Consider the following 25,632-nt stretch of genomic DNA (forward strand, 5'->3'; position numbering starts at 1 on the left):
GACCATGCAGGCGATTTCGCCGGTCGACGGACAAGTCTTAGGCGTATTTGAAAAGAGCAGCGCGGAAACGATCCGGCGGCAGATGGATGCGGCACGTGCGGCGGCGGCAGCCTGGTCGAGTATTGACGTTACGAGGCGTGTCCGGTTATTGTCCCGTTTTAGCCGGATTTTGCTCGACGAAGCGGACTTAGTCGTCGATGTAATTATGCGCTCTACCGGAAAGGTCGGAACCGAGGCTTTGCTCGGCGAAGTCTACCCCTTGCTGGATCTGGCCAATTATTACGAGAAACATGCGAGGCGCATTTTGCGGTACCGCGGCGTGTCGACCTCACCCTTCGGTTTTCCGGGGGCGACCGCGGGCATAGAGCGCCGTCCCTATGGCGTCGTCGCGGTGATTTCACCCTGGAATTATCCCTTCCAGTTGACCGTCGCGCCAATCTTGAGCGCCCTGTTTGCCGGCAATGCGGTGATCTTTAAAATGTCCGAGTTAAGCCTGCCGGTCGGAGCATTGATAGGCGATCTGTTCGACAGGCTGGATTTGCCGGCGGGGTTGGTGCAAGCTGTCATCGGCGACGGCCAGATCGGCGAACTACTGATCGATGCCGGACCGGATCTAGTGTTTTTTACCGGCGGGCTCGCCGCCGGCCGCGCGGTGATGCAGCGTGCCGCCCGGCACCCGATTCCGGTCCTGCTCGAATTGGGCGGCAAGGATCCGATGCTGGTCTTTGCCGACGCGGATCTCGACCGTGCCCGCGACGCCGCATTGTATGGCGCTTTCAGTAACAGCGGGCAGGCCTGTGTTGCAGTCGAACGGATGTATGTCGAGCAGGCCTGCTACGAAGGATTTGTGCAGATGCTGGTCGAAGCGGCCGCACATCTGAAGGTCGGGCAGGGTCTCGATGGCGATCTGGGCGCGATGACGTCGCCGCGCCAGATCGCTGTCGTCGAGGAACATTACCGCGACGCTCTGGCGCAAGGCGCAAAGGCTTCGGGGCCGCTGCTGCGCGAAGGCAATTATCTGAAGCCGGTGGTGCTCTGGGATGTGCATCACGGTATGCGGGTGATGCGCGAGGAAACTTTCGGGCCGTTGCTGCCGGTGATGCCGTTTAGCGGCGAGGATGAGGCATTGCGACTCGCCAACGACAATGATTTCGGCCTGAACGCAAGCATTTGGAGCGGTGACATCCGCAAGGCGCGGCGGATCGCGAGTCGCTTGCAGGTCGGCAATTGGGCGATCAACGATGTGCTCAAAAATGTCGGCCATGGGCGGCTGCCGTTCGGCGGCGCCAAAAAGAGCGGATTTGGCCGTTACCACGGCGCGGAAGGCCTGCGCAGTTTTACCTATCCGGTCTCCGGCCTGATCTGCCGCAGCCGGCTACCAAAGGAACCGAACTGGTTTCCTTACAACGCAGAACGCTACGCACACTTCAAGGGCTTTCTGGATTTTGTCTACGGCGAAGGTTCGCTGTATCGGCGTATCCGGCGCAACTGGCCGGCGTTGCAGGCTTTCCGTGAGTATTCGGTCTTCGATCTGATGCAAAGATGGCAAAATCTGCGACTGATGCTGCCATGGAACCGGGACAATTGAATGAACAATCAAGATAAACGTATCGTGATCATCGGTGCCGGCCTCGGCGGCCTCTCCGCCGCGATAGCGCTGGCGAGCGAGGGCTTCGACGTCGAACTGGTCGAAAAAAACGCGAAGGTAGGCGGCAAACTGAACATTCTCTACAAGGACGGCTTCACCTTCGATCTCGGGCCGTCTATCCTGACCATGCCGCATATCTTCGAAGCGCTGTTCACTCGCGCAGGCAAAAAGATGTCGGATTATGTCGAGATTCAAGCCGTCGAACCGCACTGGCGCAACTTCTTCGAGGACGGCACGACGATCGATTTGATGTCCGAGCCGGAGGCGATGCGGCGCGAACTCGACAAGCTCGGCCCCGAAGTGGCCGCGGAATTCGCCCGCTTCCTTGCCTATTCGAAAAAACTTTGCACCGAGACCGAAGCCGGTTATTTTGCGAAGGGACTCGACAGTTTCTGGGACCTGATAAGTTTTTACGGACCATTGCGCAGCCTGCTCGGTTTCGATGTGTTCCGCTCGATGGACCAGGGTGTCCGCCGCTTCATTTCTAATCCGAAGCTGGTGGATATCCTGAACTATTTCATCAAATACGTCGGTTCGTCGCCCTATGATGCGCCGGCACTGATGAACCTGCTGCCACACATCCAGTTCGAATACGGTCTCTGGTACGTCAAAGGCGGCATGTACGGACTGGCGCAGGCACTGGAGAGGCTTGCTCTGGAGCTCGGCGTGCGCATTCGCTTGAATGCAGAGGTCGCCGAAATCACTCGGGAGGGCTCGCGTGCGACCGGGATCCGTCTGAAAGATGGCGAGGTGTTGCCGTCCGATCTGGTCGTCTCGAACATGGAAGTGATTCCGGCGATGAAGCAGTTGCTGAACAGTTCGGAAGCTGCGCTGAACAAGGTGCGGCGCTTTGAACCGAGCTGCTCGGGGCTCGTGCTGCACCTTGGCGTCGACCGCATCTATCCGCAACTCGCGCATCACAATTTCTTTTATTCGGACAAACCGCGCGAGCATTTCGACGCCGTGTTTCACCGCAATAAATTGTCCGACGACCCGACCGTTTATCTCGTCGCGCCCTGCAAAACCGACCCCGCACAAGCCCCGGCCGGTTGTGAAATCATCAAGGTTCTTCCGCACATCCCGCATCTCGATACCGGCAACCCGCTTTCGGCGGAGGATTATCGAGCGTTCCGTGAACGCGTTCTGGTAAAGCTCGAACGGATGGGGCTGAGCGACTTGCGCCGACACATCGTGACCGAAGAATACTGGACGCCGCACGAGATTCAAGCCCGCTACTTTTCGAATCAAGGTTCGATTTACGGCGTTGTTGCCGATCGGTGGAAAAACCTCGGCTTTAAAGCCCCGCAGCGCAGCAGCGAGTTAAAAAACCTCTATTTCGTCGGCGGCAGCGTCAATCCGGGGGGGGGCATGCCTATGGTAACCTTGTCCGGGCAGTTGGTGCGAGACAAGATTTTGTCGGATTTGGGGCAGGGGTAGGGAAGTGCTTCGAAGCCACGGAAACGACATGTTATTTGCGATTGTGCAAAAAAAGTCCCACCAATCCAGCCAACATAATCGCAATGTATAGCTGTCCACTGATCACTTCCAGATAGGCAAGTGTTCGCGCCAGCGGCCCAACGGGGGTGATGTCTCCATAGCCCAGGCTGGCCAGAGTCACAAAGCTGAAGTAGAGCAGGGCATCCATCGGAGCCTTGCCCTCAACTCCTTCGATACCGTTGAACGACCCTGGCCAAAATTGAAAGATCAAGCCGTACAGGATCGCCCAAATAAGCCCCATCAGCAGATAAACGCACATGGCTCCGAAGAGCAGGTTGCGGTCGACCTGAGTGCCTCCGAACACATGCTTGGCTGCAATGACGGCGCTGCTAATGGAAAACAAAAGCACTGCCGCGCTTATGCACAATTCGATCGCGATGCTGTCATAAAAAATATTGATGGTGGTGAAGGTAACAGTCAATAAAGCCAGCGCCAATCCGAACCTGAAACGATTATTTTCGTGAGACAGGCCCCATATTCCAAGCAGCATCAAGACACTGTAGCCCACCCGCAAGGCAATATGCATCAGCAAGGCATTCTCTGCCAAGGCAGGAATGGTTCTTAGCAGAGGCATCAGCAAGAAAAGAATAAGCAGACCGGATAGAAGGAAAGCGTAATTGCCGGCCTTTGAACGCCGCGTCAGTGTAGGCATGCAGGGCTCGCTCCCGATAATGAGGGTTTTACACACAGATTCGTTTTATGGCTGTACGGCATCATGTTATCAAAGCGACAGCATTAATCCAGTCCAAAAGCTGCAATTTCTTTTAAGTGCTTCTGACCAGAAATTTTGCGCTGTTTCTTAAAGTCAATTTGGCCTAAAGTCCAATAGCGAGACTTCTTTATACAGGAATACAATGCTGGCGTTTCGTCTTAAGACTAACGAATCTGTCTTCTGACAACCCATGAATGGCGTATATGAATGATTACCAAAGCCCACAGGAGTAAGCTATGACACTGGAGCAAATTAGGCTACAAGAAGCTCGCAATAGCAATATTCCCTGGAAAAAATGGGGGCCCTATCTGAGCGAGCGCCAGTGGGGTACCGTGCGGGAAGACTATAGCTCTAATGGCGACGCCTGGAATTATTTTACGCACGATCAGGCGCGCTCACGCGCCTATCGCTGGGGAGAGGACGGCTTGGGCGGTATTTCGGACGACCATCAAATTCTTTGCTTTGCTCTGGCATTATGGAACGGCAAAGACCCCATCCTGAAGGAACGGCTGTTCGGCCTGACCAACAGCGAGGGCAATCATGGCGAGGATGTGAAGGAGTATTACTTCTACCTCGACAGTACGCCCACCCATTCCTACATGAAATATCTGTACAAGTATCCGCAGGCGGCTTATCCCTATGAAGATCTGATCAGAACCAACCGGCAGCGGAGCCGGAATGAGTTGGAATATGAGCTTCTGGATACCGGCATTTTTGACGAAGACCGCTATTTCGATGTGTTTGTCGAATATGCCAAAGGGGATGCCGAGGATATACTGATCAAAATCAGCGTCGCCAACCGTGGCCCGGAAGCGGCGTCCCTGCATCTGTTGCCGACGCTCTGGTTCCGCAATACCTGGTCTTGGTCGGACGGCGGCAGCAAACCGGTACTGCAACAGTTCGGTAATGCCGATCGCAGCATCGTGCATGCTCGTCATACCGACCCGTTCTTTCAGGAATTCCTGGACGACTACTATCTCTACTGCGATGGCAATATACCGCTGTTGTTTACCGAGAATGAAACCAACAATGCCCGCCTCTTTGCAGGCCAGAATGCCGGTCCTTGCGTGAAGGATGGCATCAACAATTATCTCTTGCACGGACAGCAGGATGCGGTCAATTCGGCTCAGATCGGGACAAAGGTCTCCTCGCACTATCAATTGACCGTGGGTGTCGGGGAAACGCAAGTGGTTCGGCTGCGCCTGACCCGTAAAGCACCGGCCCAGTTGGAAACGCCGTTCGCGGGTTTCGATAACGTTTTCCAAACGCGCTTGCAGGAAGCCGATGCCTTTTATCACGAAGTTATTCCAACGGTCATCGAGGAAACCGATCCGGATCGGGCCAATCTGATGCGCCAAGCGCTCGCCGGCATGTTGTGGTCGAAGCAATATTTCTACTATGGCGTGGACAAATGGCTGGAGGAACACAACGTCACCCCGTGGTCCGGAGCGGAAGAACGTCAGCGGATTCGCAACGGCGAATGGTACCACGCTTACTGCGATGACATCATCTCGATGCCGGACAAGTGGGAATACCCCTGGTTTGCGGCCTGGGACCTGGCGTTCCATATGATGCCGTTGTCGATTGTGGACTCGGACTTTGCCAAATCGCAGTTGGATTTGATGCTGCGTAACGACTACCTGCACCCGAACGGGCAAATCCCGGCGTATGAGTGGAATTTTGGCGACGTGAATCCACCCGTGCATGCTTTCGCCACCATGCAAATCTATCTGATGGACAAGGCGCGCAATGACGGCAAGGGCGATATCGACTTTCTGAAGTATGCCTTTTCGAAACTGCTGGTCAACTTCACCTGGTGGATCAACCGCAAGGATAGGAACGGTAACAATGTCTTTGAAGGCGGCTTCCTGGGGCTGGATAACATCGGGGTATTCGACCGCAGTTCGCCCTTGCCCACCGGGGGCTACCTGGAGCAGGCGGACGGCACCGCCTGGATGATCTTTTTCAGTCAGCAGATGCTCAGGATTGCCGTCGAACTGGCGGTTCACGACACCCTGTACGAAGAATTCGTCAGCAAATTTTTCGAGCATACGATGTGGATTGCCGGGGCGATGGACCGTCTGGGCGAGCATCGGGATGAAATGTGGGATGAGGAGGACGGTTTCTTTTACGATGTCCTGCGCCTGCCGGATGGCACGGCGATGCGTTTGAAGGTGCGCTCGATGGTGGGGCTGCTGCCTCTGGCGGCCGTGGCTCTGTTTGAAGAAGCGGACTTTAAGCACTTGCCCAACTTCGTCCAGCATGCCCAAGTCTTTTACCGCCGCCACCCCGAACTCTTGACGAATATGCACCTGCCCAGTCAGCCTGGCATAGCGGGTAGGCGCATGCTGTCGGTGTTCAACGAGCAGAAATTGCGCCGGGTGCTCGCCAAAATGCTGGATGAAAACGAGTTCTTCAGCCCTTATGGCATCCGCTCGCTGTCCCGCCATCACCTGGAGCATCCGTTTGTGTTTCATTACGCGGGTCAGGAGTTCCGCGTGGATTACCTGCCGGGAGATTCGAATACCGGCATGTTCGGCGGCAACTCCAATTGGCGGGGGCCGGTCTGGATGCCCGTTAATTTCTTGCTCCACGTTGCATTGATACGGCTCTATGCCTACTATGGCGATGCATTTACGGTGGAATGTCCGACCGGCTCGGGACAGTACATGACCCTGTTTGAGGTGGCGCAGGAACTGAGTAGACGCCTGACCAACATTTTCCTCCGCAATGGCGATGGCCATCGACCGGTCTATGGGGGATGCGAAAAATTCCAAACAGACCCTTATTGGAAGGACCTGGTTCTGTTCTACGAATATTTCCACGGCGACAATGGAGCCGGCATCGGCGCCAGTCACCAGACCGGTTGGACGGGTTGCATCGCTCGCGTCATTCAAGGCATGGGCGATATAACGAAAGAAGTCGTGACCGGTCCGGATGCCGAGATGGCGGCAATAAAGAAGACGGTTGGCAAGTGATGATGAAGTTTTGAAGGCGGAGGCCGGGCCAGTCATGTTGATTGTTGGCAGGCGTCCCCAAAACGCAGCATCCTGCACCGCTAAAATTTTACCGATTTCATTGAGGGGGAAATCATGAATAGTGTCCTCTATCCTTCCCTTTATCAAATCAATACGCGTGTCTGGCTCAATCGATTGTCACGCCAAATCGGCCGCCCGGCGACGCTGGACGACATTCCCGATGCCGAACTGGATCAACTGGCGAATCTGGGCTTTGACTGGCTTTACTGCCTCAGCGTCTGGCAAACCGGAGAAGCAGGGCGCAAGGTCTCCCGTTCCAATCCGCAATGGCTCGCCGAATACCGGGAGCTTTTACCGGACTTGCGGGAAAACGATATCTGCGGTTCCGGCTTTGCGGTAACCGCTTATACCCTCAACAATTTATTGGGGGAGCCGGAAGCATTGGCACGCCTGCGCGGCCGCCTGCACCAACGGGGCCTCAAATTGATGCTGGATTTTGTGCCCAACCATACCGCGCCGGACCATCCCTGGGTGCAGGCGCACCCGGAGTATTATGTTTCCGGCACGGAAGAGCAACTTATCGGGCAGCCGCAAAACTATGTCAAATTGGACTTGACCCAAGGGCCGGCTATTTTGGCATTCGGCCGCGACCCGTATTTTGACGGCTGGCCGGATACCCTGCAGCTCAATTACGGCAACCCAGCCTTTCAGCTCGCGCAAATCGATGAGTTGTTAAAAATTGCCCAAAGCTGCGACGGTCTGCGCTGCGACATGGCGATGCTGGCATTACCGGACATCTTTGAACGCACCTGGGGCATCGCCGCTGAACCTTTTTGGCCTACGGCTACCCGGAAGGTGCGGGAAGAACATCCGGATTTCGTATTCATGGCTGAGGTTTACTGGGATATGGAATGGACGCTGCAACAGCAAGGCTTCGATTACACCTACGACAAGCGGTTATACGACCGCTTGCGCGGGAAGCAGGCCGGACCTGTGCGGCTACATTTCTGGGCGGACATGGATTACCAGAAAAAGTCCGCCCGTTTTTTAGAGAACCACGATGAACCCCGTGCCGCCGCGACCTTTCCGGCGCACGTCCATCAAGCCGCCGCCGTCTTGACCTATTTCAACCCCGGCCTGCGCTTCTTTCATGAGGGGCAATTGCAAGGATGGCCGAAGAAAATTTCGGTCCACCTCTGTCGAGGTCAGGAACAACCCACCGATACGGAATTGCAGGAATTTTATCGTCATCTCCTCGATGCTTTGCGGCTGGATGTGTTCCGCAATGGGGTTTGGCAGTTGCTGGAATGCAAACGGGCATGGGAGGGCAATTGGACATCGGAGTGCCTGATTGCCTTTGCTTGGCGAGGCCAGGATGGGCAACAAGCGATCGTTGCGGTTAACTACGCGCCGAACCAGAGCCAGTGTTATCTCCCGTTACCTTTGCCAAATGCCGATGGTTGCGTCTATGAGCTTAAAAATTTAATGGGCTCGGACAGTTATGATCGCAGTGGTGATAGCCTGCTTTCGCCCGGCCTTTATCTGGACTTACCGCCATGGGGTTATGGCGTATTTGAATTGATCCGAAAGGGATAACGGACTTAATCCTGCGGATCAAGCACAGGAGAGATGTTATGAATCGAAAGACTTGTTTTCAGGTTGGCAACTTAGCCTTGGTTTTTGCTGCAGTCGGAGCGCTGATTTGGTCTGCGCCGACTTATTCCGAAACGGCTGGCATGGAAAGGCGGGATGATCGCCGGGATGACAGGCAGGGAGAGCAGGACATAAGGCAGGAAGGTCGAGACGTTGCAAGGGAGGTCAAAGATCGATGCCGCGATGCCGGTGCGAGTGGGCCGGAATGTCGGCAAGAAAAACGTGATGTCAAACAAAAAACCCGCGAATCCGCGCGGGGCTCCAAAATAGACTGATTCGGATTTAACTGCAGCTGAATGTCTGTAGGGGACAGGTAAACTTGTTTTTGAGCCAGTCAAAGTGTGCAGGATGGTGTCCGCTTAACTTTCAGGTGGAGACTATGGACGACGATACTCCGGGTTGCACACCGCTTGGGTTTAATAAGATTAGCGTTGTGCATCCCTTCGCCCTTGTTCGTACGCGCGTTGTTCGGATTCTTTGTGTTTGCCATACAAATACCCACCCACGACGCCAGCGCCTGCTCCGATGGCAGCTCCCATGCCGGCATTGCCTGCGATCGCACCAATGATCGCTCCTCCTGCCGCACCGCCCAAGCCTCCGGTTACAGTGCGTTGCTGAGTATCCGACATGCCGGCGCAACCTGACAAATGGGTAATGGCCCATATTGCTATGACTAAAATCGAAAATATTTTCATGTTGTGCAATCCTCTTTATTTTATTTTTTACATGGGTATTTTTCGGTTAAAAATCTGAATTCGGTTTCGACCGGGATATCGTTCATGTATTCGGGGTGTTTCTGCGCCCATGAAATAAACAGGGCAATTGTCTCGTTGCGAGATGGCTTAGGGTCTGGAACACAGAACATCTTCAGTTCCTGTTTATCTGCTGTCTGGGCTAGATAGTATTGATAGGCTCCGACTAAATAACCATGGCAAAAATGGATGGCTTCCCGATAATGGGGGTCTTGCGGCGATGCCGCGCAGAGGTTGATTAAGTTTTGTGTCTTCTGGGCTACGAAGTCCTGATCCGTAACGCCAGCTGTCGCAGAGCCATTAGCCAATAAAGCAAGCAATAACAGGGAAATTAGATGTTTTAGTTTCATAAGTAAAATATCCTCAGGTAAGGTATTTTGGTTCTTATGCAAGATAGATTCTCCACAAAAACTAAAGTTTCTTTTAAATGCATTGTGATGGCAATTTCACTTTATCGAAAATCAGCCTCTGGCAAATTTCACGGTAAATTATCTTGTAAAGCAGGCGCTGAAGGTGATAAATTTTGGCAGCGTTTTTCAATCTCTATTTAAATCCGAGGCATAACAATGAGAAATTGGTCATTATTCTTGTTAATTCTTCTGCCGCCATTGGTTGGCAATGCTGAAAAAAAACCGCTTGATCTCAAATTGGATTCTTCGCGTTTTTATAAAGAGGCTGCCGAAGAATCTTCTTGGATGCATGACGAAAATTATCAGTCTTCCGAGAAGCAGTCATCGAATCACTGTCAGGAGCTGAGAAAGAAAATTAATGCCTTGAAGGGTAAACCGCAACGCAAATTTGCTTTACAGCAGCGTTATGACTCCGAGTGTTTAAGATGAGAAATATTTTATAACCGGCAAAGACGGCTTCGAAACTCGGATACCTTTCGTCCGCTGCCTTTACTCATGGACGTACCGGTTACAGAGCTAGCCGATGGCGTCCACTTTTGATGGTCTAGCTCAAGGTCTTAGCCGGTACCCTCCCTGGCATCCTCCTCTTCATTTTCACGATACACCCAGGCCATAAACAATTGGTAACCCAAGGCCAGCATTACCGAGCCCAGAAACAAACCGATAATGCCGCCGGTCGCCATGCCGCCTAGTGCGCCCAATAAAATCACCGGCATGGGGGCATTTACGCCACGGCCTAACATCAAGGGTTTGAGGATATTGTCCGCCATACCGGCAACCAGGGTATAAACAGTAAACATGATCGCCACCGGAGTCGATTCATGGGTGGATAACACATAGACGATCGTCGGCAGTGCGACCAGGGCGGCAGGGATTTGCATGATGCCTAACACCAAGACCAATAAGGCCAAAATTCCGGCGGCGGGAATACCTACCAGGATAAATCCAGCCCCCAGTAAAAGGGCTTGAATGCAGGCGATGCCGATGACGCCTTGCGCCACGGCACGGATGGTCGAGGTCGAAAGCGCGACTAAGGCTTCTCCTTCCTTATCTCCTGTCATCCGCTTGGCAATGGCCTTGGCCGCTGCATGGCCCGATGTACCGTAGGCCATCCAGATCCCGGCAAGCACCAAGGCAACCAAAAACATCAAAACGCCGGTGCCGGCGCTGGCCGCATAGCCCAGAACTTGTTTGGTGACTACGGCAATTTTGGGTTCGTATTTCGTTACCACGGCGCCCAGGTCCGAATGCGCTGACGACCATAGCGCATATAACTGTTTTCCCACCAGCGGCCATCCGGCGACAGATTCATTGGGCGCGGGTACTTGCAATGTTCCGCTCTGGATTTGTTTCACCAAACCGGTCGTTGAATCCGCGAAGGAAATGGCCAATAACGTGGTGGGGATTAATACGCTCAACAATATCACCAGCACCAAGGCCGTTGCGGCGCGCCCCTCTTTACCCCCCATCTTGCGGGCGATCATGGTATGAAGGGGATACAGGGCCACGGCCAAAATTACCGACCATAACATCAAGCCGAAAAACGGTTTGAATATTTGATAGCAATAAACCACTAAAAAACTGATCAATCCGGCACGGATGAATAAATCAAGCACTTTGTGCGAGATCAGCTTTTCCAACGTTTTATTGGGTAACACCTCGTGTTCGTTGTTCATCAGCGTTTCTCCATTTCTCAATCAGCAAAACAGGTCATTTAAACGCCATGGGGTGAGAGTTGAACAACCTTTTCGTGAGCGCAATAACAAGAAAAAAAGGCAGGAAAGTGCTAACTATTCCTGCCTTGTAAACCCTACATCGAGCCCTTATGCGGGGTTAATGCTCGGCTTGCGGTTTGCCCTCAACCTCCAATTGCACGCGCCGGTTATTGGCGCGGCCTTCTTCGGTATCGTTAGTGTCGATGGGTTGCGTCCAGCCATAACCGCGCGAGGTTACATTGGGCAGGTGGTGGCTGCCGACCAGATAATCCTTAACCGCTTTTGCTCGGCGTTCGGACAGGTCCATATTGTGTTCGTAAGATCCGGTTTTACTGGTATGGCCCTGTACTTCAACCATGGTATCAGGATGCTTTTTGATCGCCTCGGCGACGCTGTCAAGATTCGGATAATATTGGGGTTTAATGATGTCTTTATCGTTGTCGAATTTCACGTCGACTATCCAGCAGCCGTATTTGCCAACATGAATGTCGCTCAAAGAGTTCGGGCATCTGTCATCACAATCGTTGACACCGTCGTTGTCTCCATCGAGAGTCGAGCAATCCGCCACGACGGGCGTAGGTTCCGGAGCAAGGGGCTCGGCCTTGGCAACAACCGCAGGAGCCGGTTTTTCGCCAAACGGAATGACGAAACCGACATTGACGGTCATGTCATGAAACTCATCCGTGCCTGGCTGGACTTGCGCATTAAAATTGTTGTTGTAACGATAGCGAACATCGCTACGCAGCATAAAATTATCCATCACTTCGTAGGTAATACCAACGCCCGCTTCACCGATGAAGCCTACGCCGCTATCACCGCCGTGGCTGGTATTCATTGCGCCTAAGCCTAAAACGGCATAAGGCGAGAAGGTGTCGCGAAAAAGGTAATATTGCAGATCTGCGGAACCGCCGGTCAGATCCCAGTTGCCCGAATCGCCGCCAAAACCTTGGTAAAAACCTCTCGCTTCGACATTGAAATGTTCGTCAAGCATTTTACCGAGTCCCATGCCTCCGCCCCAACCATCATCAGCCCCCCGATCGCCGCCGGAATTGATAAAGGTCCCAAAAGGTGCGATATACCATCGATCATCTTGATACTCGTCGGCTTGAACCATTGACAAACAGCTCATTGCCGATAGTGAGGCAGCAGCCAGAACGTAATTTTTTCGCATAAAACTCTCTCCTGTTAAGCGCCTAGCCAAGATATAAAATTTCCTCTGTTTAGGGGGAAATGGACAAATATTGGCTAATTCTTTCGGCAAAAGTCTATGTTAACAAAAAACGCCTCATTTAAAAACTTAGTAAAACTACCTATTGATTATTTTGAGTCTTTTGGGAAACTCATGGGATTACAAAGAGAAGTCAGCCCTTTCCAATAAACTGAAAAGCAATTTAAAGCGCTTCTTGCCTAAGAAACTTAAATGACTTGTTGCTTAACTAATTATGAGATTGCGGTCTAGACTTTTGATGACCATTAATAATGGGGGATTACCATGGCAACAGTGAATTCTCCGAATGATTCCGGCTTTTTGATATTTACAATCCTATGAACGATTCAGCCGACAAAAAACAGCCTGAAGATTTTTCCCTGGTATTGGGCGGCCCACTCTTCCAGCTTTTTATGCACGCAGGACTAACCACCGATACCCTAGGTTTAGCCAAGCGCCGATTGATTTTCTTTTCCCTATTCACCTGGTTGCCGTTGCTGTTGCTTTCGGTGTTGACCGGCGAGGCGCTGGGCGGCGCGATTAAAGTCCCTTTTCTTTATGACGTGGATGTACATGTCCGCTTTCTGCTGGCCTTGCCGTTGCTGCTGGTCGCGGAACTCGTGGTCCACCAGCGAATCAGACTGGTCGTCAGGCAATTTATCGAGCGCGGAATCGTTCCGGCACGCTCCATTCCGGAGTTCGAAGTCCTGATCGACTCGACGATGCGTCTGCGCAATTCGGTGTTGATTGAAGTATTGCTGATTGTCCTGGTATGGACGGGTATGCATTATCTCTGGTCAAGCCAGATGGCGCTGACATCGGCCACCTGGTATGCGGCCATCGTGGATGGGCATCGCCACTATTCCCTGGCAGGGTATTGGTACGCCTTTGTCAGCATTCCGATTTATCAATTCCTCTTAGCGCGCTGGTTTTTTCGCATTTTCATCTGGGCGAGGTTTCTGTGGAAGGTTTCCCGGCTGGATTTACATCTCGTGCCGACCCATCCCGACCGTGCTGCGGGGCTCGGCTTTCTCGGCGGAAGCGCGGCGGCATTCGTGCCGTTACTGCTGTCCCAAGGCGCTTTGCTGGCAGGCCTGATCGCCAACTACATTTTTTATGAGGGAAAGACATTGTTGGACTTTAAACCCGAAATCGTAGCTGCCGTAGTTTTTGTGTTGCTGCTCGTACTCGGCCCCCTGTGCGTGTTCGCTCCCCGCCTGGCGCAAGCCAAACGCCAGGGCTTGCTTGAGTATGGCGCGCTGGCGAACCGCTACGTCCGTGAATTTGACGATAAATGGCTGCGCGGCGGCGCCCCGCTGGATGAACCCCTGGTCGGCAGCGGGGACATTCAATCCCTGAACGACATGGCAGGCAGCTTTGAGGTCGTACAGACGATGCGGCCGTTCCCATTCAGTAAATCCGCTGTACTACAAACCGTCATCTCGGTGCTGGCGCCGTTGTTGCCACTGACATTGACGTTGATTTCCCTGGAAGATCTGCTTAAGCGGCTGGTGGGGATTTTGTTATGATCAGGAAAAAGCATAAAAAGTACCGGATCGGCAACCCCGAAGTTGGAGGGTATTAGCATGGCTTGGTCTCGCAGCCTTTTAAAACGCCCTTTGAAATACCGGCATGCTGCCCGCGCTTGGGTCGAGGTCAGCCGCCTGTTCCTTTTAGCGGACATCGTTCTCGGTCTGCCCGGATGTAGCAGCTTTGGCCCGCCAAGCCTGGATCGTGACCGTTTCGATTACGTCAACGCGATTTCGAGTTCCTGGAAACAGCAAACCCTGCTCAATATCGTCAAGATGCGCTATGCCGATACGCCGGTGTTTCTGGACGTGGGACAGATCATTAGCGGCTACCAGTTACAAGGGGCCGTGACGGTGGGGGCATCGCTCAATAGCGCAAGCGTAGTGGGCGATATCCTGAACCTGGGGTCCGCGGCAACCTACACCGATCGTCCGACAATCACCTATACGCCGCTGACCGGCGCCCATTTTCTTCAGGTCATGATCACGCCGGTTCCGCCTCCGAACTTATTAAGGCTTTCTCAGGAAGGCTGGCCAATAGACATGCTTTTGCAGATTGGTGCGCAATCGATCAACGGTATTTCGAATCGCAAGGGCGGAGCGCGAGGACATGCGGCAGAACCCGATTTCGTCAGGCTGTTGGCGGCCTTGCAGCGTCTCCAGGGCTCGGGCATTCTCGGATTGCGGGTGGAAGTGTCCAAGGAATCGAAGCAGGAGGGTACGGTAATGGTCATCAGTCAGAAGGAGCTTCCACCCGAATACCAGGCCGATCGAGACCTGGTTAGGAAGTTGTTAGGGTTGCGGCCGGATCTGCAAGAGTTTAAGGTCGTCAGCGGCAATGTGTCCGGAAAAGATGACACGATAGCCATCCAGACCCGTTCCGGATTCCAAATCTTGAATCTATTGGGTTCGAATGTCGAAGTGCCGCCCGAGCACATTGCGGAAGGCCGTACTTATCCTGAGATCGTGGAGCCGGCAGGAACCCAGTCGCTGCCGCCCTTGATCAAGATTCATGCGGAAACCTCATGCCCGGCTGATGCCTTTGCCACGGTTAAATATCGCGACTATTGTTATTGGATCGACGACCGCGATTACAGGTCAAAGGGCGTCTTTACCTTCCTGATGATCATCATGACACTGGCGGAAACAGGAGAGAAAGCCCAGCCGCCGGTGGTCACGATTCAGGGGAATTGAGTCGTGCAACCGGATATGCCGAGGAGAATAATTGGGGGGGAGTTATGCTAGCACTGTGTCAGCCTTCCTGTCCGGATGCCCATCGTTGGGGGCCGAAAGTCTTTCTGCTGCTCGCCTTGGTCTTGGGTGTGAGCGGCTGCAATTTGCTCAAAACGACCCTGGAGTTGCCAGAGAAGGGTATCCGCTCCCTGTTTCAGGAAAACGAGGTATCCGATCCGGTCGAACTGCAATCCCAACTGCTCCGTATTGCCGACAATTCTATCGAAACACTCAATCTCGCCATCAGCAAGTTGCAGCGGGAAGATGATAAGGGCACCCGAAGGCGTACTCTTTTGAGGCGCCGTATCAGCGTCACCAATGATATATTGGCCATTGTCACCGGAGCCAATACCTATGCCAACCTCCTCGACATGACCATCCTGGCCAGCTTGAACCGGATGAATGTCGAGGATTATTGGATACCCAAATTTTACGGCGAATCCGCCAAACCTTATTTGCGCGCCTCGCAAGAGATCGAGGAGGAGATGTGGCGGATCGCTGCGACGACGCTAAAAAAAGAACAGCTCGCGGAACTGCGCGCCGCGATCAAAATTTGGCACGAACAACACCCGAATGCGCGTTCACCGAGTGATCTCGGGTCGCTTAGCTTTGCGTCCGAAGTCGCGCAGAGTCATCGAAGTTCCCGCACAGGCATAACCAGCAGTGTTTTCAATCTGCTCTCGATCGACCCCTTGATGGGGCTTGACCCTGCCACGCGCGAACTGGCCAACACCCGGCTGTTCGCGGAACGGGGCTTGTTTCTGGCCCGGCACATGCCGGCCCTGATCCGCTGGGAAACCGAATTGCTGGTATTACAGACGGCGGAGATGCCGCAGATGGAAAAACTGCTGGCCAATGCCAGTCAACTGTCCGCATCGGCAGACCGCTTCAGCCAGACCGCAGAGAGTCTGCCGGGATTCATCAGCGCCGAGCGCGAACAGATCGTCCAAGCCCTGGACAAGCACCAACCGGGGCTTGCCAGTCTCGCCGGACAGACCGAAAAAGCACTGGACGCAGGCAAGCAGATGTCCGATGCGTCAACTGCCACCCTGAAGTCCTTTCAAGAAGTGGTTAGGCAACTCCATGCCAGCCCATCGAAGCCAAACGCCGAACCCTTTCGGATCAACGATTACACGGCGGCGGCAGCGCAGATCAATGCCACCGCGCAAGACTTGATGAGGTTGCTGCAAGCTTTCGACCAGACCCTGGCTTCCGGCCAGATTGACCGTCTGTCGGAGCGATTGGGCGGGGCGGTCGGGCAAGCACAGACCAGCGGCAAGGCATTGGTGGACTATACGTTCAGGCAAACTTTGTTTCTGGGCCTGATATTGATAGGTTCCGCTTGCGCGATGGGCCTGACTACCGCGGTTGTTTTTTGGAAGTTGAAGAAGAAATTTGCTTGAAGACTTCACTGGAAATCATTTCTCGGCTGAAGACCTGTCAGGTTTTTTAAACCTGGCAGGTCCAGTGCAGAGTGTTAGGAAGCGAGTTTTAAAACAGGACCGTCCAGCCGCTGCGTACCTGTTCTTGGGTATAGGACACACCGTGGTATTTGATCCCGGCGGGGTTAAGCAGGGTAATAATGCCGCCGCTGTTACCGAGCTGCGCGCCCAGTCCATCCAGTTTCACCACGCCGGTGGCTCCGGGACTCAGCAATAGATCCGTAATTTGCGATCGGTTCTTGTTTTTATCCGCGATAAACCAGCCGGTTAAATCGATCATCCTGGGCGAGAGATTGATCAGCGTCACCGTTTCATGGCCGGCATCGTCGCCTTCCGGATTGACCAATGCCGCCACGATTTGGACGCCGGATTCTATCTTCGGAGGAATGATCGCATCGCATTCAGGGAGGCGATGGCCGGTTCGATCGTCGGAATGCCAGCACTGCGACTGAAAGGCCAGGAACACGGCGACCCACTGTTCCGGCCAAACCTCCGTGCCGCCGGTTTCCATCTGATCGATACCCGGAAAATGAAAAAGCAGCCCGCCGTCCTGCCAAACGCCGTCATCTTTGACGAATGGCGCCACATTGGCTTGATTCATGTGGATATCATGGATGCCGTTGCCGGGCAGGAAACCGAAATATTTGTCTTTCGTCCCGTTTTCCGGTCCCCAGCGTTCGCCGAAAGCGTAGATGCTTGCCCTTTCGTCGCCGATCGCGCGCAGCACATAGGCATCTATTTTTTCGTTCAGGTCGTTATCCGCTCCCGGAATATTATGCGGTAAGGGGCGCAACCGACTCGGATCGAACAGGTTGCCGCGGATATAATCGAGCGCCAGTTGGTTCGGCGCGCTCTCCAGCGGCGTAAAACCGCTTTCGAGGGTTTTTAACTTGTCCAGGATCGGATGTTTAAAGTCATCGATGACCAGGTACAGAAGTTCCGACGGAGCAAGGTTCGATTTGACGTTAACGGCGATACGATAGTCGGCCGTATTGTCGATCAGATGCACTTGATAATGCGGACTCGAACCCTGGCCGATGATTTTATTGATCGCCTTGCCTTTAAGAACGCCGTAGTGTTTGAGTGGCATGATGCCTCCTAAAGGGATGTGTTCTTTGCGGGAGAGGAATGCTTAAAAAACTGATGTTCAAAGCTGCCTGATTTTTCTTGATCCGCTTGCTCAGGGATCACAAAACCACTGGGCGGGACGTTTAAAGTGACTGCCTCACGTGGTTTTGGTTCAATTCGAGTTTCCGAGGCCGATGGTTCCTGCCGGAATGACGACCTGATGGCGAACGAAGCTTATCTCACAGCAACGGCGCAATCAGCAAGGCCACGATATTGATCATTTTAATATTGATATTGACGGCGGGACCGGCCGTATCCTTATAGGGATCGCCGACGGTATCGCCGGTGATCGAGGCCTTATGCGCGGGGGAACCTTTGCCGCCATAGTGCCCCGCCTCGATATATTTTTTGGCGTTGTCGAAAGCGCCTCCCCCCACGGTCATCGAGATCGCAAGATACAGACCGGAAACAATGGCTCCGATCAGTACGCCACCCAAAGCCTCTTTACCCAGGGTAAATCCCACGAGGATCGGAACGCCAACCGGTAATAAAGACGGAACCCACATTTTTTTGAGCGCCGAAATGGTCAGTATATCGACCGCTCGGGAATAATCCGGCTTGGCTGTATTGTTCATGATTCCGGGAATTTCCTTAAATTGACGGCGGACTTCATCGACAATATCGCCGGCGGCCTTGCCGACGGCTTCCATGGCCAGTGCGGCGAACACATAGGGAATCAGGGCTCCGAGCAACAAGCCGATAATGACTCTGATATCGCCGAGGTCGCAAACCAGCCCGCCCAGTTGAGTGGTATAGTCGGAAAACAGCACCAGCGCCGCAAGCCCGGCAGAACCCATGTCGGCCCCCTTGGTCACCGCTTTCGTGGTGTTGCCGATCGCATCCAGGGCATCGGTAATCTTGCGGATTTCCGGGGGCAGTTTTGCCATTTCGGCGATGCCGCCCGCATTGTCGGTAATCGGTCCGTAGGCATCCATCGCGACGATCAGACCGGTCAACGACAACATGCCGACCGAAGCAATCGCAATGCCGAACAAACCGGCGAGTTGATAGGTTAGCCACATGCTCGCGCAAATCAGCATCACCGGCGCCGCCGTGGCTTTCATCGACACGCTGAGCCCTGCAATCACATTCGTGCCATGACCGGTCGTCGATGCTTTGGCAATGTAACGGACTGGGGCATAGGCGCTGGACGTATAGTAAACGGTCACCGGCATTAAGGCGCCCATCAAGCCCAGACCGACCAATGCCGCATAGAACAGGTTGATCGACGGCACGATCTTGCCCTGGATAATCAGCGTCTCGCCGAGCAGCCACTCTGTGACCGGGTAATAGATCAATGCCGTCAAAACGGCACAGACGATCATCCCCCGGTACAGTGCATAGATGATGTTGCCGTCGCGGCCTATCTTGATATAAAAGATGCCGATGATCGAGGTCAGGATCGAGATGCCGACTAATGCGAGCGGGTAGAGGGTGATATTGTGATTTCCTGTTACCAAAAGGCTCGACAGGATCATCGTGGCGATCAGCGAAGCGGTGTATGATTCGAATAAATCCGCTCCCATGCCGGCGCAATCGCCGACGTTGTCGCCGACATTGTCCGCGATAACGGCCGGATTGCGCGGGTCGTCCTCGGGAATGCCGGCCTCTACCTTGCCGACCAGGTCGGCGCCGACATCGGCGCCTTTGGTAAAAATACCCCCGCCGAGGCGGGCAAATATGGCGATCAAAGAGGCCCCGAAAGCGACCCCGGTCATCGCGTGCAAGGGATCAGGTACATCGCTAAGCCGTAAGATTTCGTAGTAACCGCTGACGGCCAAAAGCCCGAGGCCGGCGACCAGCATGCCGGTGATGGACCCGCCCCGGATCGCAACCCAAAAGGCCTGATCGGTGCCTTGATAGGCCGCCTGGGCGGTACGGACATTCGCGCGCAGCGAAATATTCATGCCGATAAAGCCGGCCATAGCCGAAAGCGCCGCGCCTATAAAGAAGCCGCCCGCGGTTTCCCAGTTTAAAAAGTATGCAATCATCGCGAGCAGAATCGTGCCGACCAGCGCGATGATCTGGTATTGCCGCGATAAATAAGCCTTGGCTCCCTCCTGTATGGCGGCGGCGATCGCCTGCATTTGTTCGTTACCGGCCGGTTGTTTATTGATCCACCGAATCGAAATAAAGCCGTATACAATCGCGCATAGAGCGGCAACCGGAGCAAAGAACATCATCCAGTGCACCGACAAAAGAAAGGAAAAGAGGTCGTCAAGCATAGAGTTCCTGGCCAAAGAGCATGTTCACGAACAACGGGCATCTCCAATTCTGTTTGGCTATGCACATTTTGCAGTAAGTCAGAATAGAGCTAAAAAGAGGCGCTCAGCTGCCGTACCCCCTTCGGTGTCTGGATATGGGCAACCAGGTACGGCTTTTGATCGAGTGGCAGCGGCGAGACACGAAAAGCACCTTCAAAACCAATGAACTCAAGCATCCTGACGACTTTCTCGGCTTCCGGATGAAATCCCTCAAGGCGCACAAGCGTGCATCCGCTTTCCGGCAGCGTGGCAGCCGGATGAACGCCAGGGGGCCATTGGATCAGGGTCGGTGCAATCCCTTGCAGAGGCAGACTGCCGTCTGCGGGTAGGGTGATTAGCCAGTTCATCTGACCACGGCTCATGGACTCAACCTCGCCCAAAGGTATCGGCGAAGCCGTTGCCGCTGCATGGATGTCGTTCGTGTGGGCTATCCACGTAGCTAGGCGAATGGGTTCAGACGCATCGGGGTCGTCTAGCCGAAACCAACGCGGCCGATCGGGCTGAAGCGCGTTCGGATTGATCGCGATGACTTCGAGGTAGCGCTTTTCCCCCAATTTCAGCACCGAGTTGTGCGTGCCCATGCGAGGATGCTCGCCGCCGACTTGCGGGATCACCCCAAGCGTCTGGCGGACGTATTCCACGCCGACTTCCAGGGAGGGGGCTGTGATGACTATGTGATCGATGTGCGACCGAAGCATAGAGTGTCTCCTAACTGGTTATTGCCTTTACAGATTTTCATAGCGGCTCAGATCGAGCAGCCCTGCCTGTAAACCGCGGTATATCTTGTGTTGTTGATTAAACCAGTCCGCCTGTAGCCAGATTTCGGGATTGCTGCGGCGTATACCGAATTGACTGTAGAGTGGTTCCAAATCGGCCTCTGACCTGGCGCCTTGAATCTTATTCACAAACTCGCCCAGTCGGTTTTTTTCTACGCTAAAGAAAAAGTTCGGATAGCTGCCGACAAAACCGGGGACGATCGTAATCCTGTCGTTTTTCGGCAGCCTGCGGGAACCCAGGGACACCATTTTCGAGATATTGCTGTAGGCCTTGTCGATCAGCAGGGTATAGACCAGGTCTCCGGCGGGATCGCCGGTTTTTACCCGGAGCAGGGACATTTCCGGTAATGCGCCTAATTCAAGCCCTTGCAGTTTTGCGAGCTTCCGTATTTCGCTATCGACTTGCTGCTGAACGGGCGTGGTACCGGCTCTGATGCAAGGTTCCTGTTGGCATTGATTAATGCTATCGACTGGGCCGGCCGCCTTGCCCAAGCGTTGCCTGACCTGATCAAAAAATTCCTTTTTATAATCCGTGGATTGGTATTTTATCTGGGTTGCATGGCCGATGCTGAATAAGGCGTCAGCCGTCCGCAAACCATCCTTGCCCAAATACCAACTGTTATAGATCGACTGGCGCTGCATCGCGGGCATAAAACGTAAAAAATTGTCTTCACCATCCTGACGTAAAATATCCATATAGGTCCGGCTGGCGACTTGATGCCCTGCCGTACCATACACATTAAAACCGGCAACCAATAAATAATGCAGCCGTTCGAAGATCGGATAATCAAGCACCCAGGCCGTTAACGGGGTATCGCCAATCAGGCCTTTGGTCACGGTGGCGCTGTCGAAATGTCTGAAAATGGTCAGCGCCGCGTTTTGATTTTCGCCGTCACCGTCCCAGATATTATCCAGGCCAAAGCCTTGATCTTTGGCTAGCAACAGATCAATGAACCGATCTTTTATTTTGAGATATTGCTTGCCGAAAGCGTCAAACTTGGTCCATCCCATCAGGCCGATTTGATCGCCTTCTTCTCCGGGCAAGCCGAGAACCTGGTTGTTTTCGGCCAGCGCCTCGGCCACTTTTTCGGGATAAAAATGGCCCGGCTGGGTAAAGACGACCCAGAACTGATCCCGGATGCTTTCGGTCGCGATTTCGCCGCGGCACACAGGGCCTTTGATGAATCCGGTCACGAAATATTCGGCATCATCGAGCAGGAAGCGATATTTCGATGCCAGAGGCAACTCAATGAAGGCCTTGAACGGATTCGCCGCGACTTCGGGTCGATAAGAGGGCAATGCGGTGACTGGATAATCCGGCTGAAAGAACAGTTCATCATAGCGCTGCATCTTCTGATCGCTTAATTCGTAGACGAAATGAACCTTGTCCACAATCGTTTCGGTCACCGGCCGTAAACGATAATAAAAAGCGTCCGTGCCCGGGTCATCATAAGGCCGTACCGTATTAATTTCTTCGATGGGCTGACCCGGGGCCGTTTTCGAGCGCACCAAGCGAAAGAATTCCTGTTCGGGATGTTCCCGGAAATGCAGATGCCCGATAAACAGATGCTCATAAAGATAACGGGATACCAGTTTCTGTTTCAGGGTAGGGCCGTTGAAATAATTTTCCCATTTCGCCACCTCCGCGACTGATGGATTCGGTAAGGGCGGCAGCGGCTCGACTTTTGCTCCCTCCTTGAGCCAGCGCAGCAGGGTATCTTCTTCCTTCTGAGACAGGCCGGGCAGCGCGTACGGCATGCCCCATTGGGGATGCTGGTGCTGGTATTTGGGGAATTCTTCAACCGTCGGGCATTGCAGTTCGCGGCTAATGTCAAAATCAAAATCCTTGTCCAGTTTTCCTGTATCGGGTAACGGATTCTGGCGTTTTAATTGAAGCAATTTGGCCAGGACCGAATTATCCAGATTGGCGTCGTCTGAATCCTGGCGTTCATTCAAAACCGGATAAAAATCTTTCTGCCGCCAGCCCGCCGTATCCGAGGCATCGATAAATAGCCGGGTCGGCGCGGCGGCTTTCAGGCGGGCGAAGTCATAGACAATCTGCTGGCTGGCGCCTCGGTCAATGCCCTCGATGGAACCTAGCTTCAATTGACAAGGCGCATCATAACAGCCGTGGCAAACCACGCAGCGTGAGTCCAGTATCGGCTTGACGTCTTGGTAAAAGGAGACTTTATTTTGCCGCCGGCTCAGGGCCGCATCCTCTTCGGTCAGCCGCCGCTGTTTAGGGTTAGAGGGCCCATATAAGGCTTCATAATCTTCAGCCTGATAAACCAGGGTCGCGCAGCCGGTAAAAAGCAGAAAAAACAGGAGTACGATTGGATTTTTCATCATTTTTACCTGCTGAGGTTTTAATTTAGCAAACTATATTCTCCAGTTATTAATTAGAACACTGATTTTATTTATTTTCGATGAAAATTTTGGTTGTAAAGCTTAGCGGTGAGCAGGGCTCTTGGGCCATTTCGTTATACACAATTCTGAGCTTCCCGCATCGCGCGAATGCCGATGGCGAAGTCCATGACGCGCTGAAGACCGATCCAAAGTGTTTTGGCGCCGGGCTCACCATCGCCTTTGCGTCCGAGAAAGCCGCCGAAACCGGCAATCACTCTGATGATCTCGTTCAAAGTCGGCGGCTTATCCGGTAGGGGTTTGCGCGCCACTAGCCAGGCCGCCTGCCATTCTTCCCGTTCGAACACCGCTTCGCCATCCATCTCCGGGCAGCTTCGCCCCAAACGCATCAGGTAACCGATCCGCCAAGCGGTAATCAGATAGAAAGCCAAGGCCAACTCGACGCGGGGCATCGCCGACAATTGTAAGGCTTCCACCTTGCAGCCGTTTTTGAGAATGTTGAAAAACATCTCAATCTCCCACCGGCATCGGTACCAATCGATTAACTCCCTCGCTGCGTCCAACGTCGACGCCGGAAGATTTGTCATTAAGCGCCATTCCACCGCCTTTTCGCCTTCAGGCGGGGCGATTTCGCGCGCCAACAGAGCGCTCACTTCAAACGTTCCACCATTGCCATCGGCTAAGCCGACACGCAGGCTGCGTAGCTGTTGGCTTACCTCGCGCCCTTTCTGTCCCGGGCGTGGCTGCAGATGAAAGCGAATCTCGCCCAAGACCTGCGCCCGTTCGACCTGCTCCCACAACTTGGCCTCATCCTTCCCAAGTTTGCGGTTGTGCTGGGATCGGATCAGCCAATCGGCTGGATTCTTCAGGGCATGGGCGCGTTGCATTAGTCCCAGGATGTCGGCTTCGCGGTCTGCCACATAAACCCAGCGCGTGTCCGGGTGTGCCTCCGCAACCTCTGCTACGCGTTCGTAACCTTCCCGCCAGCGCGCGCTCTCACAGATTCCACGCCGCTCGCCATCGGCGTCTTTCGGCTCCCGTGCCCACATCCAGGCATCCAATACGCCCAGCGGCAGCCGTTCTGGCGTCACCGCATACGTCGGATGCAAGTACATCCCTCGCTGCGCTTCATATGACAACGGCCCCAATCCCTCGATTGACTGTCCGTTAAAATTCAGCTCCGTGGTGTCTTGTAGGCACAGCACCACCGGATAGGCTTGACTGCGTATCAAGGTGCAATCGATATGCGGCTGCAGAATGTCATTCCACGCAATCCCCTCTTGCCCGAAAAACCGGTACGCCGCCAGGGTCTCACTCCAACCTCCACAGGCTGTCGGTATGCTCGCGCTCGGCTTCGACGCAAAACTTTTCAACAGCTTCGCCGATCTTTTGTTCAAACGCTCATCTCCCAGTTTGATTCCAGATAATTCCTTTTTCACCCACTCCATTTGCCTTCTTGTCCTTGGTTCGAAAAAATCGCGTAGCTTACAGGATTAGGCAAGTTGTGTATAACGAGATGCTCTTGGGCTTGACCTAAGGTCCAATAGCGAGGCCTGTTCGTGCAGGAATACAATGATAAATTATAGCTTTAAGATTATGGAAACCATTAAAATGAAAAAAGTATCAACCAACCTCTTTTACCTATGCGTTGTACTGCTAAGCACCGGCTGTGCCTCAACCTATGTCACGACGAGCCCGGAATTGGCCCCCGTCACCACAAGCCCGGGATTCGCCAGCGTTACCGGAAGCCCAGGATTGGCGACGGCCGAACAGTTGCCAAGACCCAACCAGATCTGGGTCTATGACTTTGTGCCGACATCTTCAGCCAGTGCCTCCCTGCAAGCTGAAATTGGCAGAGAAATTGCCGGCGGTATAGTCAGCGGCATCCGTCAAATGGGACTGCCGGCTGATCCGGGTTCGCCGACAACAAAGATGCAGATCAACGATATTGTGCTGAAGGGCAAGATTGTTTCGATGGATGAGGGGAGTACTGCGGAGCGTGTCGCCATTGGTTTTGGTTCCGGTGCATCGGAGTTGAAGGTGCAGGTCGAAGGCTATCAAGTGACCCCGCAAGGACTCAGAAGCGTGGGGGGCGGTACCGGCGATGCAAGCGGCAGCAAAGCCCCAGGCGCGGCTCTGGGTGCTATCGGTGCAATCGCCACCGGCAATCCTGCCGGGCTGATTATCAGCACAGGCATGAAGGTCTATGGCGAAGAGAGCGGTAGCAGCAAAGTCGAAGGCAGAACCGAACAAATTGTTGAGGAAATCACTGAAAGACTAAGAACCCGATTTCAGCAGGAAGGTTGGATTCAGTAATCCTTATG

At 53.7% G+C, this 25,632-nt stretch carries 20 protein-coding genes; 10 read left to right on the forward strand and 10 right to left on the reverse strand.

Features of this window, described 5'->3' with window-relative positions; all coding sequences use genetic code 11:
- Nucleotides 1-4 precede the first annotated feature (4 nt).
- Both ACEPPP_RS19250 and ACEPPP_RS19255 read left to right on the forward strand, forming a co-directional pair.
- Nucleotides 5-1,588: an aldehyde dehydrogenase family protein gene (locus ACEPPP_RS19250; RefSeq protein ID WP_374088967.1), complete on the forward strand. Its 1,584-nt coding sequence runs from the start codon at nucleotides 5-7 to the stop codon at nucleotides 1,586-1,588.
- Nucleotides 1,589-3,085 (forward strand): phytoene desaturase family protein, encoded by a 1,497-nt coding sequence (locus tag ACEPPP_RS19255; protein WP_374088968.1) that lies wholly within the window; start codon nucleotides 1,589-1,591, stop codon nucleotides 3,083-3,085.
- 31 nt (nucleotides 3,086-3,116) lie between these two features.
- Here ACEPPP_RS19255 and ACEPPP_RS19260 read toward each other — a convergent pair whose 3' ends face one another.
- Complete coding sequence (locus tag ACEPPP_RS19260; RefSeq protein WP_374088969.1) at nucleotides 3,117-3,797, reverse strand: potassium channel family protein; 681 nt, start codon at nucleotides 3,795-3,797, stop codon at nucleotides 3,117-3,119.
- A gap of 296 nt (nucleotides 3,798-4,093) precedes the next feature.
- On the opposite strand from ACEPPP_RS19260, the gene ACEPPP_RS19265 reads away from it, so the two are divergent.
- The 3 genes from ACEPPP_RS19265 to ACEPPP_RS19275 all read left to right on the forward strand — a co-directional run bounded on the left by ACEPPP_RS19265 (nucleotide 4,094) and on the right by ACEPPP_RS19275 (nucleotide 8,763).
- The gene (locus ACEPPP_RS19265; RefSeq protein WP_374088970.1) at nucleotides 4,094-6,835 is read left to right on the forward strand and encodes a glucosidase; all 2,742 of its coding nucleotides are present in this window, start codon (nucleotides 4,094-4,096) and stop codon (nucleotides 6,833-6,835) included.
- A 114-nt stretch (nucleotides 6,836-6,949) separates the two neighbouring features.
- On the forward strand, nucleotides 6,950-8,431 hold the full coding sequence (locus ACEPPP_RS19270; protein WP_374088971.1) for an alpha-amylase family glycosyl hydrolase: 1,482 nt from the start codon (nucleotides 6,950-6,952) through the stop codon (nucleotides 8,429-8,431).
- Between the two features lie 38 nt (nucleotides 8,432-8,469).
- Nucleotides 8,470-8,763: a hypothetical protein gene (locus ACEPPP_RS19275; protein ID WP_374088972.1), complete on the forward strand. Its 294-nt coding sequence runs from the start codon at nucleotides 8,470-8,472 to the stop codon at nucleotides 8,761-8,763.
- 150 nt (nucleotides 8,764-8,913) lie between these two features.
- Here the strand turns inward: ACEPPP_RS19275 and ACEPPP_RS19280 are convergent, their stop codons facing one another.
- On the reverse strand, nucleotides 8,914-9,183 hold the full coding sequence (locus ACEPPP_RS19280) for a glycine zipper family protein (protein WP_374088973.1): 270 nt from the start codon (nucleotides 9,181-9,183) through the stop codon (nucleotides 8,914-8,916).
- 20 nt (nucleotides 9,184-9,203) lie between these two features.
- Nucleotides 9,204-9,632, reverse strand: a complete 429-nt coding sequence (locus ACEPPP_RS19285; RefSeq protein WP_374088974.1) for a Rap1a/Tai family immunity protein — start codon at nucleotides 9,630-9,632, stop codon at nucleotides 9,204-9,206.
- Nucleotides 9,633-9,806: 174 nt separating this feature from the next.
- Between ACEPPP_RS19285 and ACEPPP_RS19290 the strand changes: the two genes are divergently transcribed.
- On the forward strand, nucleotides 9,807-10,079 hold the full coding sequence (locus tag ACEPPP_RS19290) for a hypothetical protein (RefSeq protein WP_374088975.1): 273 nt from the start codon (nucleotides 9,807-9,809) through the stop codon (nucleotides 10,077-10,079).
- Nucleotides 10,080-10,207: 128 nt separating this feature from the next.
- Here the strand turns inward: ACEPPP_RS19290 and ACEPPP_RS19295 are convergent, their stop codons facing one another.
- Together ACEPPP_RS19295 and ACEPPP_RS19300 are read right to left on the reverse strand one after the other, a co-directional pair.
- The gene (locus ACEPPP_RS19295) at nucleotides 10,208-11,326 is read right to left on the reverse strand and encodes an AI-2E family transporter (protein WP_374088976.1); all 1,119 of its coding nucleotides are present in this window, start codon (nucleotides 11,324-11,326) and stop codon (nucleotides 10,208-10,210) included.
- A 157-nt stretch (nucleotides 11,327-11,483) separates the two neighbouring features.
- A complete protein-coding gene (locus tag ACEPPP_RS19300; RefSeq protein ID WP_374088977.1) occupies nucleotides 11,484-12,536 on the reverse strand; it encodes an OmpA family protein in 1,053 nt (350 codons plus the stop codon).
- Between the two features lie 374 nt (nucleotides 12,537-12,910).
- Here ACEPPP_RS19300 and ACEPPP_RS19305 point away from each other — a divergent pair, with 374 nt between their 5' ends.
- Genes ACEPPP_RS19305 through ACEPPP_RS19315 form a run of 3 tightly spaced genes read left to right on the forward strand, consistent with a single transcriptional unit; the run spans nucleotide 12,911 to nucleotide 16,737 of the window.
- Nucleotides 12,911-14,101 (forward strand): hypothetical protein, encoded by a 1,191-nt coding sequence (locus ACEPPP_RS19305; protein ID WP_374088978.1) that lies wholly within the window; start codon nucleotides 12,911-12,913, stop codon nucleotides 14,099-14,101.
- Nucleotides 14,102-14,158: 57 nt separating this feature from the next.
- The gene (locus ACEPPP_RS19310; protein ID WP_374088979.1) at nucleotides 14,159-15,295 is read left to right on the forward strand and encodes a hypothetical protein; all 1,137 of its coding nucleotides are present in this window, start codon (nucleotides 14,159-14,161) and stop codon (nucleotides 15,293-15,295) included.
- A 44-nt stretch (nucleotides 15,296-15,339) separates the two neighbouring features.
- Nucleotides 15,340-16,737, forward strand: a complete 1,398-nt coding sequence (locus tag ACEPPP_RS19315) for a hypothetical protein (RefSeq protein ID WP_374088980.1) — start codon at nucleotides 15,340-15,342, stop codon at nucleotides 16,735-16,737.
- Between the two features lie 88 nt (nucleotides 16,738-16,825).
- Here ACEPPP_RS19315 and ACEPPP_RS19320 read toward each other — a convergent pair whose 3' ends face one another.
- The 5 genes from ACEPPP_RS19320 to ACEPPP_RS19340 all read right to left on the reverse strand — a co-directional run bounded on the left by ACEPPP_RS19320 (nucleotide 16,826) and on the right by ACEPPP_RS19340 (nucleotide 24,756).
- The gene (locus ACEPPP_RS19320) at nucleotides 16,826-17,866 is read right to left on the reverse strand and encodes a DUF2278 family protein (RefSeq protein WP_374088981.1); all 1,041 of its coding nucleotides are present in this window, start codon (nucleotides 17,864-17,866) and stop codon (nucleotides 16,826-16,828) included.
- Nucleotides 17,867-18,083: 217 nt separating this feature from the next.
- Complete coding sequence (locus ACEPPP_RS19325) at nucleotides 18,084-20,129, reverse strand: sodium-translocating pyrophosphatase (protein ID WP_374088982.1); 2,046 nt, start codon at nucleotides 20,127-20,129, stop codon at nucleotides 18,084-18,086.
- 89 nt (nucleotides 20,130-20,218) lie between these two features.
- A complete protein-coding gene (locus ACEPPP_RS19330; RefSeq protein WP_374088983.1) occupies nucleotides 20,219-20,866 on the reverse strand; it encodes a VOC family protein in 648 nt (215 codons plus the stop codon).
- A gap of 27 nt (nucleotides 20,867-20,893) precedes the next feature.
- Nucleotides 20,894-23,293: a fatty acid cis/trans isomerase gene (locus ACEPPP_RS19335; protein WP_374088984.1), complete on the reverse strand. Its 2,400-nt coding sequence runs from the start codon at nucleotides 23,291-23,293 to the stop codon at nucleotides 20,894-20,896.
- Between the two features lie 131 nt (nucleotides 23,294-23,424).
- Nucleotides 23,425-24,756, reverse strand: coding sequence for an IS4 family transposase (locus ACEPPP_RS19340; protein WP_374086177.1), 1,332 nt, complete (start codon nucleotides 24,754-24,756; stop codon nucleotides 23,425-23,427).
- A gap of 124 nt (nucleotides 24,757-24,880) precedes the next feature.
- Here ACEPPP_RS19340 and ACEPPP_RS19345 point away from each other — a divergent pair, with 124 nt between their 5' ends.
- On the forward strand, nucleotides 24,881-25,624 hold the full coding sequence (locus ACEPPP_RS19345; protein WP_374088985.1) for a DUF4410 domain-containing protein: 744 nt from the start codon (nucleotides 24,881-24,883) through the stop codon (nucleotides 25,622-25,624).
- Nucleotides 25,625-25,632 lie beyond the last annotated feature (8 nt).

The sequence above is a fragment of the Methylomicrobium lacus genome, assembly GCF_041897535.1.
Lineage (GTDB): Bacteria > Pseudomonadota > Gammaproteobacteria > Methylococcales > Methylomonadaceae > Methylomicrobium > Methylomicrobium lacus_A.